Source organism: Microbacterium sp. JAI119 (assembly GCF_013410135.1).
Lineage (GTDB): Bacteria > Actinomycetota > Actinomycetes > Actinomycetales > Microbacteriaceae > Microbacterium > Microbacterium oxydans.
Genome location: NZ_JACCCK010000004.1, coordinates 91,608 through 104,739 on the forward strand (window position 1 = coordinate 91,608; position 13,132 = coordinate 104,739).

12 protein-coding genes are annotated in these 13,132 nt (G+C 69.1%); 8 read left to right on the forward strand and 4 right to left on the reverse strand.

Annotation, left to right across the window (positions count from 1 at the left end; translation table 11 throughout):
• The first annotated feature begins 9 nt into the window (after positions 1 to 9).
• From HDC31_RS16545 to HDC31_RS16560, 4 genes are read left to right on the forward strand one after another with little or no spacing between them, the layout of a single operon-like run.
• A complete protein-coding gene (locus tag HDC31_RS16545) occupies positions 10 to 972 on the forward strand; it encodes an ABC transporter permease (RefSeq protein WP_061017527.1) in 963 nt (320 codons plus the stop codon).
• Complete coding sequence (locus tag HDC31_RS16550) at positions 969 to 1,829, forward strand: ABC transporter permease (protein WP_179516363.1); 861 nt, start codon at positions 969 to 971, stop codon at positions 1,827 to 1,829. The genes HDC31_RS16545 and HDC31_RS16550 overlap by 4 nt, the downstream gene beginning before the upstream one ends.
• Complete coding sequence (locus HDC31_RS16555) at positions 1,826 to 2,623, forward strand: ABC transporter ATP-binding protein (RefSeq protein ID WP_113680732.1); 798 nt, start codon at positions 1,826 to 1,828, stop codon at positions 2,621 to 2,623. The genes HDC31_RS16550 and HDC31_RS16555 overlap by 4 nt, the downstream gene beginning before the upstream one ends.
• Entirely contained in the window at positions 2,620 to 3,375 is a 756-nt protein-coding gene (locus HDC31_RS16560) for an ABC transporter ATP-binding protein (RefSeq protein WP_113680731.1), read from the forward strand. Before HDC31_RS16555 ends, HDC31_RS16560 begins: the two co-directional genes overlap by 4 nt.
• Positions 3,376 to 3,443: 68 nt before the next feature.
• Here the strand turns inward: HDC31_RS16560 and HDC31_RS16565 are convergent, their stop codons facing one another.
• The 4 genes from HDC31_RS16565 to HDC31_RS16580 form a co-directional block, all read right to left on the reverse strand.
• Positions 3,444 to 3,800, reverse strand: a complete 357-nt coding sequence (locus tag HDC31_RS16565) for a DUF779 domain-containing protein (RefSeq protein WP_258546310.1) — start codon at positions 3,798 to 3,800, stop codon at positions 3,444 to 3,446.
• 62 nt (positions 3,801 to 3,862) lie between these two features.
• Positions 3,863 to 5,428, reverse strand: coding sequence for an aldehyde dehydrogenase family protein (locus HDC31_RS16570; RefSeq protein WP_046748506.1), 1,566 nt, complete (start codon positions 5,426 to 5,428; stop codon positions 3,863 to 3,865).
• 110 nt (positions 5,429 to 5,538) lie between these two features.
• On the reverse strand, positions 5,539 to 6,867 hold the full coding sequence (locus tag HDC31_RS16575; RefSeq protein ID WP_113680730.1) for a transcriptional regulator: 1,329 nt from the start codon (positions 6,865 to 6,867) through the stop codon (positions 5,539 to 5,541).
• Positions 6,868 to 6,943: 76 nt separating this feature from the next.
• Positions 6,944 to 7,510, reverse strand: a complete 567-nt coding sequence (locus tag HDC31_RS16580) for a TetR/AcrR family transcriptional regulator (RefSeq protein WP_113680729.1) — start codon at positions 7,508 to 7,510, stop codon at positions 6,944 to 6,946.
• A gap of 70 nt (positions 7,511 to 7,580) precedes the next feature.
• Here HDC31_RS16580 and HDC31_RS16585 point away from each other — a divergent pair, with 70 nt between their 5' ends.
• From HDC31_RS16585 to treY, 4 genes are all read left to right on the forward strand, one after another.
• On the forward strand, positions 7,581 to 8,153 hold the full coding sequence (locus HDC31_RS16585; protein ID WP_058631916.1) for a dihydrofolate reductase family protein: 573 nt from the start codon (positions 7,581 to 7,583) through the stop codon (positions 8,151 to 8,153).
• Positions 8,154 to 8,288: 135 nt separating this feature from the next.
• On the forward strand, positions 8,289 to 8,591 hold the full coding sequence (locus tag HDC31_RS16590) for a hypothetical protein (RefSeq protein WP_147251227.1): 303 nt from the start codon (positions 8,289 to 8,291) through the stop codon (positions 8,589 to 8,591).
• The gene (gene glgX / locus HDC31_RS16595; RefSeq protein ID WP_113680727.1) at positions 8,588 to 10,762 is read left to right on the forward strand and encodes a glycogen debranching protein GlgX; all 2,175 of its coding nucleotides are present in this window, start codon (positions 8,588 to 8,590) and stop codon (positions 10,760 to 10,762) included. Before HDC31_RS16590 ends, glgX begins: the two co-directional genes overlap by 4 nt.
• Positions 10,759 to 13,107, forward strand: coding sequence for a malto-oligosyltrehalose synthase (gene treY / locus HDC31_RS16600; protein ID WP_113680726.1), 2,349 nt, complete (start codon positions 10,759 to 10,761; stop codon positions 13,105 to 13,107). The genes glgX and treY overlap by 4 nt, the downstream gene beginning before the upstream one ends.
• Positions 13,108 to 13,132: the final 25 nt, after the last annotated feature.

Here is a 13,132-nt window from a genome sequence, read left to right on the forward strand (position 1 = left end):
TGAGAAGCCATGCTCGCCTATCTGCTGCGCCGCCTCGCGTTCCTCGCGATCTCGCTCGTCGTCGCGATGATCGCGATCTTCGTGTTGCTGCGCCTGCTCCCCGGTGACCCTGCGAATGCCCTGCTCTCGGTCAATGCGACCCCCGAACAGATCGCGGCCGCGCGAGCCCAGGTCGGCTCCGACCAGCCGCTGCTCCAGCAGTTCACGACGTGGGCGGGCCAACTGCTGCGCTTCGATCTCGGCGAGTCCTTCCTCAGCTCGCGTCCGGTCGGACCGGACATCGCCGATCGCCTTGCCGTGACCCTTCCGCTCACGCTCATCGCCTTCGCGATCGCACTGCTCGTCTCGCTCGTGATCGGCATCACCGCCGCGGTGAAGTCCGACCGCTGGTACGGCATCGTGCTGTCGGGGTTCGCGCAGCTCGGCGTCGCGGTTCCGGTGTTCTGGGTCGGCGTGGTGCTGGTCTGGGTGTTCGCGCTCGGACTGGGCGTGCTGCCCTCCGGCGGCTTCCCCCGCAAGGACTGGGAGGATCCGGCCGACGCGTTGCGCTCACTCGCGCTGCCCGTGATCACGATCGTGATCGTCATGAGCGCCTCCCTCAGCCGCTACGTGCGCTCGGCCACCCTCGATGTGCTCGGCAGCGACTACCTGCGCACCGCCCGAGCCGGAGGTTCCGGCATGGGCGAGGCGCTGCTGCGTCACGGCGTGCGCAACGGCGCGGTGCCGGTCGTCGCGGTGCTCGGCATCGAGCTGTCGACCACCCTGCTGGGCGCGGTGGTCGTCGAGAGCGTCTTCACGCTGCCCGGACTCGGAAGCCTGCTGCTGTCGGCCATCGAGCAGCATGACTTCCAGGTGATCCAGGGTGTCCTCGTCGTCAGCACCCTCTTCGTGCTGCTGGTCGGGTTCGCCGCCGACATCGTGCAGCGCCTGATCGATCCGCGCCTGCGCACGAGCGTCTCGGGGAACCGATGAGCCGCGTCGCCGAACAGCTGGTCACCGCATCCGTACCCGTGCGGCGACGTCCGAAGGCGACGCTGCTGATCGGCATCGTGCTCACGGGTCTCATCGTGCTGATCGCTCTGGTGTCGCTGTTCTGGCTGCCCTATCCGCTCGCCGACACCAGTGGCGGCCGCCTCGAAGGGCCCAGCGCGCTGCACCTGCTCGGCACCGACCGGCTCGGACGCGACCTGTTCTCGCAGCTGATGTGGGGCGCACGCATCGCCCTCATCGTCGGCACCTGTGCCGTCGCGATCGCCGCACTCCTCGGCACGATCATCGGGCTGATCGCCGCCTTCGCCCGCCCCTGGGTCGACGACACGCTCTCGGCGGGACTCGACGTCGTGATCGCCTTCCCCGTGCTGCTGCTCGCGATGCTGGTCGTCGCCGTGCAGGGCGCGTCGCTGTGGTCGGCGGTGCTCGCGATCGGACTCGCGATGTCGGCGGTCGTGGCCCGCCTCACCCGCATCCTGGCGCGCCGCGTGCTGCAGGAGCAGTACATCACCGCCGCGCGCACGAGCGGTACCGGGGTGCTCGGCATCGTGTTCCAGCACGTGCTGCCGAACATCGCCCCCACCCTCGCCGTGAGCCTCGCGCTGCAGTTCGGCGCCGCGGTGCTCGCCGAGGCGAGCCTGTCGTACCTGGGTCTCGGCGCACCGCCGCCCAACGCATCGTGGGGACGGATGCTGCAAGAAGCGCAGGGCACCGTCCTCGTCGCCCCGGTGGGTGCCATCGCTCCCGGTATCGCGATCATCGCGCTGGTGCTCGGTGTGAACTTCCTCGCCGACGGTCTGCGCGACATCGCCGACCCGACCCGCCGGAGGAGTCGATGAGTATTCTCGACGTCACGGGCCTCACAGTCCGCGCTGCTTCCGGGCCGCTGGTGCGCGATGTCTCGTTCTCCCTCGCGGCGGGTGAGCGCCTGGGGCTGATCGGCGAGTCCGGCTCGGGCAAGTCGCTGACCTCGCTCGCGGTGACCGGCCTGCTCCCTGACGCCCTCAGCGCATCGGGCTCGGTGCTGCTCGGCGGGCACCAGGTCGTCGGCGCGCGGGATGCGGAGCTGCGACCGCTGCGCGGTCCCGTCGCTCAGATCGTGTTCCAGGAGCCCCTCACCGCGCTCGATCCGCTGATGCGGGTGGGGCGTCAGATCGCGGAGCCCCTGCGACGCCATCTCGGGCTGCGTGGCGGTGAGCTCGCGAAGGCCGTCGCCACCGCGCTCGGCGAGGTCGCCCTGACCGACACCCGCATCGCCCGCTCCTACCCGCACGAGCTCTCCGGCGGTCAGCGTCAGCGTGTGGCCATCGCCATCGCCCTGGCCGCGCGCCCGCAGCTGCTCATCGCCGACGAGCCGACCACCGCGCTGGATGTGACCGTGCAGGACGGCGTGCTCACGCTGCTCGAACGCCTCGTCGACGAGCGCGGCATGGCGCTGCTGTTCATCAGCCACGATCTGGCCGTGGTGTCTCGCATGGTCGAACGCATCGTCGTGCTGCGCGACGGCCTCGTGGTCGAATCGGGTACGGTCGCGCAGGTGCTGCACGAGCCGGCCGAGCCGTACACGCGGATGCTGGTCGACAGCGCCCGGGCTCTGGACGCATTCCTCGACGCCAAGGAGGGCGGACGATGACGCTCCTCGAACTGCACGGCGCCGGCTTCGCCTACGGATCCCGTCGCGTGCTCGACGACGTCTCTCTGAGCATCGATGAAGGCGACTCGCTCGGCCTGGTCGGTGAGTCGGGTGCGGGAAAGTCCACGATCCTACGACTGCTGCTCGGGCTCGCCACCCCGCTCGGCGGGCAGGTGCTGTTCGAGGGCACCGCCCTGAACCCGCGCGACCGCGCCCAGATGCGTCGCTTCCGCGCGAGCGTGCAACCGATCTTCCAGGACCCGTACTCCTCGCTCGACCCCCGACAGCGCATCGACCGCATCGTCGGCGAACCGCTGCGGTCGCTGGGGCTGGCGTCCGGTGCGGATGCCCAGCGCCGCATCTCTGAGGCCCTCGACGCGGTCGGGCTTCCTGCCGACACCGCACGCCGCTACCCGCACGAGTTCTCGGGAGGCCAGCGTCAGCGCATCGCGATCGCCCGAGCCGTGGTCTCCCGCCCCCGGGTATTGCTCGCCGACGAACCGGTCAGCGCGCTCGATGTGACCACTCGCGTGCAGGTGCTCGAACTGCTCGATCGACTGCGCCGCGAGAACGGCCTCTCGCTCGTGATGGTGTCGCACGACCTCACCGCGATCGCCTCGGCCTGCGACCGAACGGTGGTCTTGAAGGACGGCCGCGTGGTGGAGCAGGGCGCCACGTCCGACGTGCTGCACGCTCCACAGGACCCTTACACGCGGGCGCTCGTCGACGCTGTTCCGCGGCTGCCGCGCTGAGTGCCGCTCCCGTCGCGATATGACAGCTGGATTCGCCGATTCGGCTGTCATATCGCGACCGGAGTAGGTCAGAGCATCCGGGAGCGGATCAGGAATCGCATGCCGGTGGGGCCCTCGACGCTGAAACCCGCACCGCGGCCGGGCACGACGTCGATCGTCAGGTGCGTGTACTTCCAGTACTCGAACTGCGATTCCGACATGTACACCTCGACGGGCCGGTCCAGGCCGACGTCGAGCGCCCCGAGAAGTATGTCGCCCTGCCCGGTGATGAACATGCCGACCGGGTAGCACATGGGTGATGAGCCGTCGCAGCAGCCGCCGGACTGGTGGAACATGAGGGGTCCGTGCTGGGCCGTGAGGTCGCGCACGAGCGATGCCGCTGCTTCCGTCACGGCCACGCGTTCCACGGTCTCGTCGCCGATCACGGTTCATTCCCTTCAGAGAATATGTCCGGGCGGACGCTCGTGCGCCCGCCCGGAGAGGTGACTCAGAAGAAGCCCATCGGGCCTTCGGCGTACGAGACCAGGAGGTTCTTCGTCTGCTGGTAGTGGTCGAGCATCATCTTGTGGTTCTCCCGTCCGACGCCGGACTGCTTGTATCCGCCGAATGCCGCATGCGCCGGGTACTGGTGATACGTGTTGGTCCACACCCGTCCGGCCTCGATCGCCCGTCCCGCGCGGTAGGCCGTGTCGCCGCTGCGGCTCCACACCCCGGCGCCCAGTCCGTACAGGGTGTCGTTGGCGATCGAGATCGCGTCGTCGAAGCCGTCGAACGAGGTGACCGACAGCACCGGGCCGAAGATCTCCTCCTGGAAGATGCGCATGTCGTTCGTGCCCTCGAACACGGTCGGAGCCACGTAGTAGCCCTCGCTGAGATCGCCGCCGAGGTCGACGCGCTCGCCACCGGTCAGCAGCCGCGCACCGCCCTGCTTCCCGATGTCGATGTAGCTGAGGATCTTCTCCAGCTGGTCGTTCGACGCCTGAGCTCCGATCATGGTGGCGGGGTCGAGCGGGTTGCCCTGCACGACCTTGCCCACCCGCTCCAGGCCGTCGGCGAGGAAGCCGTCGTAGATCGAGCGCTGGATGAGGGCGCGAGACGGGCAGGTGCAGACCTCGCCCTGATTGAGCGCGAACATCGTGAACCCCTCGAGCGCCTTGTCGTAGAAGGGGTCGTTCGTCGAGCGGGCGACATCTTCGAAGAACACGTTCGGGCTCTTGCCTCCGAGTTCGAGCGTCACCGGGATGAGGTTCTGCGATGCGTACTGCATGATCAGTCGCCCGGTCGTGGTCTCTCCGGTGAAGGCGACCTTGCGGATGCGCTTGTGCTGTGCGAGCGGAGCACCCGCCTCGATGCCGAAGCCGTTGACGATGTTGACGACGCCGGCGGGCAGAAGGTCGCCGATGATGTCGAACAGGAACAGCAGTGAGGCCGGGGTCTGTTCGGCCGGCTTGATCACCACGCAGTTGCCTGCGGCGAGCGCGGGCGCCAGCTTCCACACCGCCATCAGGATCGGGAAGTTCCACGGGATGATCTGCCCGACCACGCCGAGCGGCTCATGGAAGTGGTACGCCACGGTGTTCTCGTCGAGCTGGCTGATGCCGCCCTCCTGAGCCCGAAGCACTCCGGCGAAGTAGCGGAAGTGATCGACCGCGAGAGGGATGTCGGCCGCGAGCGTCTCCCGCACGGGCTTGCCGTTCTCCCACGTCTCGGCGACCGCGATCTCCTCCAGGTGCTGCTCGATGCGGTCGGCGATGCGGTTGAGGATCACCGACCGCTCGGCTGGGCTCGTCTTGCCCCAGCCGGCGAATGCCTGCCAGGCGACCTCGACCGCCCGGTCGATGTCTTCGCTGGTGCCGCGCCCGACCTCGGTGAAGGGCTTGCCGTTGACGGGGCTGACGTTCTCGAAGTACTGGCCCTTGACGGGTTCCACGAACTCGCCACCGATGTAGTGGCCGTAGCGCGCCCGATAGTTCGCGACGGCTCCGGGCTGCCCGGGGGCGGCGTATGCGGTGGACGATGGGGCGACGGACACGTCTTCTTCGACGATGGTCATGGGGGTCTCCTTCGACGGGTGCGCCGCGCTTCGGTGCTGCGGCTCTTCCCCGAAGCTAGGTCGACCGACGTTGCGACCCGATGCGCAACGTTGCGACCGGTTGCAGAGGCTCAGGCCTCGAGACGCTCGATCCGCGCGACCAGTCCCGCGCGCTTCGGCGACCGGGCGGGGAGCATCTCCAGGGCGAGGCGGAGGGCTTCGGCGTCACCCTGGCCCTCGGGGATCTCCGCATAGGAGAGCAGCACGTCGAGACTCGCCTCGGACAGCATCGCCTCCCGCAGCGCCGCGCGCACCGACTCGCGGAATTCCTCCACACCCGGCGACGTCGACTCGGGCAGCACCGGTCCTCGGTAGGCGGTGAGCGCCACCCTGTGGGCACCTCGGTCCAGCAGCGACAGAACGTCGTGCGCATCGGTGTCGAGGGTGACGGGAAGGCGGTACGGTCGCGACTCCGGCACGAGGTCGGGAGCCGTGCGCTCGAGCACCTTCCGCAGCCGGACCATCTCGGGGCGGAGCGTGTCGGGCGAGACGCCCGGTCCGTACACGAGCTCGCACAGGCGCTCGGCCGAGAGTCCCTGTCGGTGCACGCCGAGCATCAGCAGGATCGCGGCATGACGGGCGCTGAGCTCGATCACGGACTCTTCGTGGTCCGACTCCGTCTCCAATCGGGCACGATCGCGTCCGAGCACGTGAAGTGTCGCCCGCGCCGTTGCCGGCACCCGGGACTTCGCAGCCGACGCACGAGGCCGGTGCGCCTCGCTGCGCGCCCGCAGACGCGCCACCATCAGCTCCGACTCCACGGCGCGGGCTGTCGCATCCACGAGCAGCCGTGCCTGCAGCGAGACGACCTCCGCTCCCCCGGTGATGTCGATGACCCCGAGCACGCGGTGCGTCTCCGGGTCGCGGACGGGAGCCGCGGTGCAGGACCAGGGGTGCACGAGACGGTTGTAGTGCTCCGCGCCGCGGATCTGCACGGACTGTCCGAGCACCAGAGCGGTTCCGGGTGCGCTGGTGCCGACGGCATCCTCCGACCAGTTCGCTCCCGCGACGAAGCCCATGTCGTCGGTGAGCGACCGCAGCTGCCTGTCGCCCTCGATCCACAGCAGACGGCCCGCCTGGTCGCCGACGGCGATGACGACACCGGCATCCTGGGCCTCGCCGGGCAGCAGGAGGGCACGGATCATGTCCATGACGGAGGCGAGCGGATGCGCCAGCCGATAGGCGTCCAGCTCGTCGCTCACGAGATCGAGCGGAGGAGCGCCCTCGGGGCCGACGCGACTGCGCCACGCCCGCTCCCACGACTCCCGGACGAGTGGCCGCACCTCCTGCAGACGCCGGTCTTCGAGGTTCCCGGCGAGCAGCTCCTCGTGCGCACGCTCGATGAGAAGTCGCGATGTCGGGGGAAGCGACTCGCGGGATACCTGCCACGGCGCAGACACAGCGGTCTCCGATCGTCGAGAGCGTGCGTTGCCTCAGTGTACGAGCAGCGCGCCCCCGAGGGAACACCCCGCCGGGTCAGCGGATGAGCCCGGCGACCAGGTCGTCGATGACGTCGTCGGTGGAGGTCTCCTGATCGATGGGCGTCGTGAGCCTGTCGAGCAGGAGTCCATCGATCGCATAGTGGAACAGGGCGATCTCGCGGCGTCCACCCGGGAGTCCCGCCGCGGTGTTGAAAGCCACGTCGGCGTCGAACCCGGCGCGCTGCCACGCACCGAGGACGGCTGCGACCTCGGGCCGCCGACCGCCCTCGAGCCGCAGCTCGAACAGCGCGAGCGTCACGTCCCGATCGTCGGTCAGGCGTCGCACGATGTCGCGGAGGTAGTCGGCGAAGAGCGCGGGTCCCGGGGCGGCCTTCGACCGGCGTTCGAGATCATCGGCGCTCGGTGCGAGACGCTCCCCGATCCGCTCGACCAGTCCTTCGATCAGGGCGTCCCTGCTGCGGAAGTAGTTCGACGTCGTGCCGATCGGGACCTGAGCGGCGACGTCGACGGCTCGGTGCGTGAGCCCCCGTGATCCTTCGCGTGCGAGCACGGCGAGTCCCGCATCCGCGATGGTCCGTCGTCGCGAGTCGTTCTTCACCATGGAAGGAACCCTAGCGCAATCACTACGCCTGTTGTACTGTAACCGCTACAGATGTTGTGATTGGAGAACCATGCGAGAGCTCGTGTACTACGCCGCCGTCAGCCTCGACGGGTACATCGCTGGTCCGAACGGTGAATTCGACGCGTTCCTCATCGAGGGCGACCACATGGACGGCATCAATGCCCGCTTCGCCGACACGCTGCCGACCGTCGCCGCCGAAGCCCTCGGGGTTCCGCAGCGGCGCGAGATGTTCGACACCGTCCTCATGGGGTGGAACACCTACGCCGTGGGCGGGCTGTCGAGTCCCTATCGACACCTCCGCCAGATCGTGTTCAGCAGCACGAGGACAGCGGACGGCGAGAACCTCGAAGTGACAGCGGAGCACCCCGTGTCGGTGGTGCGACGCCTGAAGCAGGAGGAGGGAGCAGCGATCTGGCTGTGCGGCGGCGGCGCACTCGCGGCAACCCTCGCAGACGAGATCGATCGACTCGTGCTGAAGCGGCAGCCGCTGCTCTTCGGGGCGGGCATCCCGCTCTTCCGTGAGCGCTCTTACCGTCCCGAGCGGTTCGATGCGGTGCAGACGGTCGCCTACGACTCGGGCGTCGTCGTCACGGAACTGCAACGCCGCCCCCACGAGAGCTGATATCCCGACGAGACCTGACGCCCGGACGGCGAGGAGAAGGACGCGCCATACCTCCTCCTCGCCGCCCTGGCAACGGTGTTCCCGAAGGGCGGTCTGGTTCCTAGCGTGGGAGCACCCCACGAGTCAGGAGGCGCCATGAACGTCCGAACCCCCACCCCCACTGGCTCTGCCCGCCACGCCTCCGCGCACCCCGCCGACAGACCGGCTCACCGGCCCGCGGTCGAAGCCGTGTGCGAGCGCGTCGGCTTCGACCGCTACGTCGTCAGCCACGATCGTCCCGTCGGCTACATCGACGTCGTGCCACCGCTTTTCGTCTGCTATCTGGGCCACCCGTATCCCCGCTCGGTGGAGGTCGCGCAGGTCTACGATTTCGAGCGTGCAGTGAGTATCGTCGATGCCATGGCAGCCGGCACCCGCAACCACACCGTCGCCGGATGAGCGGCGAGATCTGGCCCGGAACCGCATATCCGCTCGGGGCGACCTTCGACGGTCAGGGGACGAACTTCGCCCTCTTCAGCGAAGGCGCCGAGCGCGTCGAGCTGTGCCTGTTCGATGAGGACGGCACGGAGACCCGCGTGCCCCTCACCGAGGTGGACGCGTTCGTCTGGCACGGCTACCTTCCCACGGTGCAGCCGGGGCAGCTCTACGGCTACCGCGTGCACGGACCGTACGACCCCGCCCAGGGGCAGCGCTTCAACGCGAACAAGCTGCTGCTCGACCCGTACGCCAAGGCCGTCGCCGGGCGGATGGACTGGGGCCAGCCCCTCTTCGGCTACGACTTCGGCGATCCCGACTCGCGCAACGACGACGACTCCGCGGCCGCGATGGTCAAGAGCGTCGTGGTCAATCCCTTCTTCGAATGGGCGGGTGATCGACCGCTGAAGACCCCATATGCCGAGACCGTGATCTACGAGGCGCACGTGAAGGGGCTCACCCAGCGGCATCCCGACATCCCCGAAGAGCTCCGAGGCACCTACGCCGGCATCGCCCACCCCGCCGTCGTCGAGCACCTCCAGCGCCTCGGCATCACGGCGCTGGAGCTCATGCCCGTGCACCAGTTCGTCGACGACTCCGTGCTCGAGGAGAAGGGGCTGTCGAACTACTGGGGCTACAACACCCTGGGGTTCTTCGCCCCGCACAACACCTACTCCGCGACGGGCGAGCACGGCCAGCAGGTGCAGGAGTTCCGGGCGATGGTGCGCACCCTGCACGAGGCCGGGATCGAGGTCATCCTCGACGTGGTCTACAACCACACCGCGGAGGGCAACCACCTCGGCCCGACGCTCTCGATGCGCGGTATCGACAACGAGGCGTACTACCGACTCGAAGAGGACAAGCGCTACTACACGGACTACACCGGCACGGGCAACAGTCTGAACGCGGGCAATCCGCATGCCCTGCAGCTGCTCATGGACTCGCTGCGCTATTGGGTGACCGAGATGCACGTCGACGGGTTCCGCTTCGACCTCGCGGCGACCCTCGCCCGCGAGTTCTACGACGTCGACCGCCTCGCGGCGTTCTTCGAGCTCGTGCAGCAGGACCCGATCGTCTCGCAGGTGAAGCTCATCGCCGAGCCGTGGGACATCGGCCCCGGGGGCTACCAGGTGGGCAACTTCCCGCCGCAGTGGACAGAGTGGAACGGCAAGTACCGAGACACCGTGCGCGATTTCTGGCGCGGTGAGCCGCAGGCACTCGGCGAGTTCGCCTCCCGCCTCACCGGGTCCGCCGACCTGTACGAGCACTCCGGCCGACGACCCGTCGCCTCGATCAACTTCGTCACTGCGCACGACGGCTTCACCCTGCGCGACCTCGTCTCGTACAACGAGAAGCACAACGAGGCGAACGGCGAGGACAACAACGACGGCGAATCCCACAACCGCTCCGACAACATGGGCGCGGAGGGACCGACCGACGACATCGACATCAACCGGCGCCGCGCGCGTCAGCAGCGGAACTTCCTCGCCACGCTGCTGCTCTCGCAGGGCGTGCCGATGATCTCCCACGGCGACGAGCTCGGCCGCACGCAGCACGGCAACAACAACGGCTACGCGCAGGACAACGAGCTCACCTGGATCGACTGGGAGGCGGCCGACCTGCCCCTCGTCGAGTTCACCGCCGCTGTGGCCCGACTCCGCCGTGAGCATCCCACCTTCCGCCGCAGCCGCTTCTTCGACGGTCGCCCCGGCCGCTCCGACGACGACCGCATCCCCGACGTCGTCTGGCTGCGCCCCGATGGCCGACCGATGGCCCCGGAGGACTGGGATTCCGGATTCGGGCGCTCCGTGGGGATGTTCCTCAACGGACAGGGCATCCGCGAGAACGATTCGCGAGGGCGCCCCGTCACCGACGTGAACTTCCTCGTCTACTTCAACAGCGGCGACGAGCCGATCGACCTCGTCATCCCCGACGAGCGCCACGGTGCGCAATGGCGGATCGTCGTCGACACCGCAGGCGAACTGGCCGCGGATCGCGCGCTGGAGCCCGGGAACGGCATCCCGCTCGACGGCAAGGCGACCCTGGTGCTGCAGGAGATCGACGGAGTGCCGGAGGCCGCCGACGACTCGGTCGACGCCTCCCTCCGCGCCCAGAGCGGGCAGGCGGCGTCGTGACCCTGCGTCCGCTCTCCACCTACCGATTGCAGATCACCGCCGATTTCCCCCTCGACTCCGCGGCAGGGGTGACCGATTACCTCGCCGACCTCGGCGTCTCCTGGGCGTACCTCTCCCCCGTGCTCGCGGCGGTCAGCGGCTCGAACCACGGTTACGACGTGGTCGACCACGGACGCGTCGACCCCGAGCGCGGAGGCGAGGAAGGACTCGAGCGCTTCGCCGCCGCCGCTCGGGCCGCAGGGCTCGGGATCCTCGCCGACATCGTGCCCAACCACATGGGAGTCGGTGCCCCACGCCAGAACGCCTGGTGGTGGGAGGTGCTGCGTCTGGGGAGGGAGACCCGTGTCGCGGCGGCCTTCGACATCGACTGGGCGGCCGGCGGTGGGCGTCTGATCCTGCCGATCCTGGGCTCATCACCGGATCGGGCGATCACCGAGCGCCTCTTCGCCGTCGACACGACCCCGGCACCCGACGCGCCCGACGGCGTGCTGACGTACTTCGAGCACGTGCTGCCGCTCGCCCCCGGCACGGCGCAGCTGGCCGACGACCTTCCCGCACTGCTCGCCGCCCAGCATTACGACCTCCGCTACTGGGAGGAGCAGAACACCGATCTCAACTACAGACGGTTCTTCGCCGTCTCCGAGCTCGCCGGCCTCCGAGTCGAGCTGCCGGACGTCTTCGCGGAGTCGCATCGCGAGATCATCCGATGGATCCGCAGCGGGCTCGCGGACGGACTACGTGTCGATCACCCCGACGGGCTCGTCGATCCGACCGGATATCTGGAGCGCCTGGCTGACGCGACGGGGCGGGCGTACACGCTGGTCGAGAAGATCCTCGAACCGGGCGAAGCCCTGCCCGCGTGGTGGCGCACCGATGGAACGACCGGATACGACGCTCTCGCCGACATCGATCGGCTCTTCGTCGACCGTGCGGGAGTCGACGCTCTCGACACTCTCGACGAGAGGCTGCGTGCGGAGACCGGGCTCCCGGCCGCCCCCGCGTGGCCTGACCTGATCCACGACTCCAAGCGCATGATCGCCGACGGGCTGCTGCAGGCGGAGGTGCGCCGGCTCGTGCGCACTCTGCCCCACGGGATCGTGCACGCCGATGACGCCCTGGCTGAACTCGTGGCGTGCTTCCCGGTCTATCGCTCGTACCTCCCCGAGGGGCGCGAGCATCTGCGCGTCGCGTTCACCGAGGCCCGTCGACGCCGCCCCGACCTCTCGGCGGCCTTCGCCGAGCTCGAGCCGCTGCTGTCCGACCCCCGACTCGAGGTCGCGCAGCGCTTTCCTCAGGTAACTGGAGCGGTGATGGCGAAGGGCGTCGAGGACACCGCGTTCTACCGCTTGACCCGACTGGGAACGCTCACCGAGGTGGGCGCCGACCCCGCGATCCCCGCCGTGACGGTCGACGACTTCCATCGGCGGCAGAACGCCAGGCTCGGCGCCTGGCCCCACTCGATGACCACGCTGTCGACGCACGACACGAAGCGCTCGGAGGATGTGCGCGCCCGACTGTCGGTCCTCTCCGAGATCCCCGAGCGCTGGGCCGAGGTGCTGGGTGAGCTCCGCACCATCGCGACCACCGGCCACGGTCCGCTGGATGCCCTGCTCTGGCAGGCGGCGGTCGGTGCGTGGCCCCTCTCCTCCGAGCGTTTCCTCGCCTATGCGACCAAGGCGGCACGCGAGGCCGCGGAGGCCACGACCTGGCAGCATCCGGATGCGCGGTTCGAGGAGGGCCTCGCGACGATCGCGCAGGCGCTCGAGGGCAAAGCCGCCCCGATCCTGGAACGCTTCGTGGACGAGATCCTGGCGGCCGGCCGCTCCAACTCGCTCTCCGCGAAGCTGCTGCAGCTCACCGCGCCCGGCGTCCCCGACGTGTATCAGGGCACGGAGCTGTGGGACCTCTCCCTCGTCGACCCCGACAACCGTCGACCGGTCGACTTCGAGCTGCGGAGGCGGATGCTCGCGGAGCTCGACGCGGAGGTCGCGCGGGGCATCCTCCCCGCCGTCGACGACTCTGCGCGGGCGAAGCTGCTCGTCACGTCGCGAGCACTGCGCGCCCGTCGAGACAACCCCGAGCTGTTCCGGTTCTACCGTCCCGCTGTCGTCGAGGGCGCGGCAGCCGACCACGCTGTCGCGGCTCATCGCGGAGGGATCACCGTCGTGGCCACCCGTCTTCCGATGGGGCTGGCGCGCCGCGGAGGATGGGGCGACACTGTCATGATGCGCCCCGGCCTCCCCGCCACCGACCTGCTGACCGGCCGACGCATCGGACCGGGGCCGGTCCGGCTGGCCGAGCTGCTGGACACGTATCCGGTGGCTCTGCTCGAGCTCGCCCGATGAAATCCGTGTGCTCGATGACGGCACG

Coding starts and splice junctions, on each gene's coding strand:
- HDC31_RS16545 (WP_061017527.1), top strand. CDS start 10: ATGCTCGCCTATCTGCTGCGCCGCCTCGCGTTCCTCGCGATCTCGCTC.
- HDC31_RS16550 (WP_179516363.1), top strand. CDS start 969: ATGAGCCGCGTCGCCGAACAGCTGGTCACCGCATCCGTACCCGTGCGG.
- HDC31_RS16555 (WP_113680732.1), top strand. CDS start 1,826: ATGAGTATTCTCGACGTCACGGGCCTCACAGTCCGCGCTGCTTCCGGG.
- HDC31_RS16560 (WP_113680731.1), top strand. CDS start 2,620: ATGACGCTCCTCGAACTGCACGGCGCCGGCTTCGCCTACGGATCCCGT.
- HDC31_RS16570 (WP_046748506.1), bottom strand. CDS start 5,428: ATGACCATCGTCGAAGAAGACGTGTCCGTCGCCCCATCGTCCACCGCA.
- HDC31_RS16580 (WP_113680729.1), bottom strand. CDS start 7,510: ATGGTGAAGAACGACTCGCGACGACGGACCATCGCGGATGCGGGACTC.
- HDC31_RS16585 (WP_058631916.1), top strand. CDS start 7,581: ATGCGAGAGCTCGTGTACTACGCCGCCGTCAGCCTCGACGGGTACATC.
- HDC31_RS16590 (WP_147251227.1), top strand. CDS start 8,289: ATGAACGTCCGAACCCCCACCCCCACTGGCTCTGCCCGCCACGCCTCC.
- glgX (WP_113680727.1), top strand. CDS start 8,588: ATGAGCGGCGAGATCTGGCCCGGAACCGCATATCCGCTCGGGGCGACC.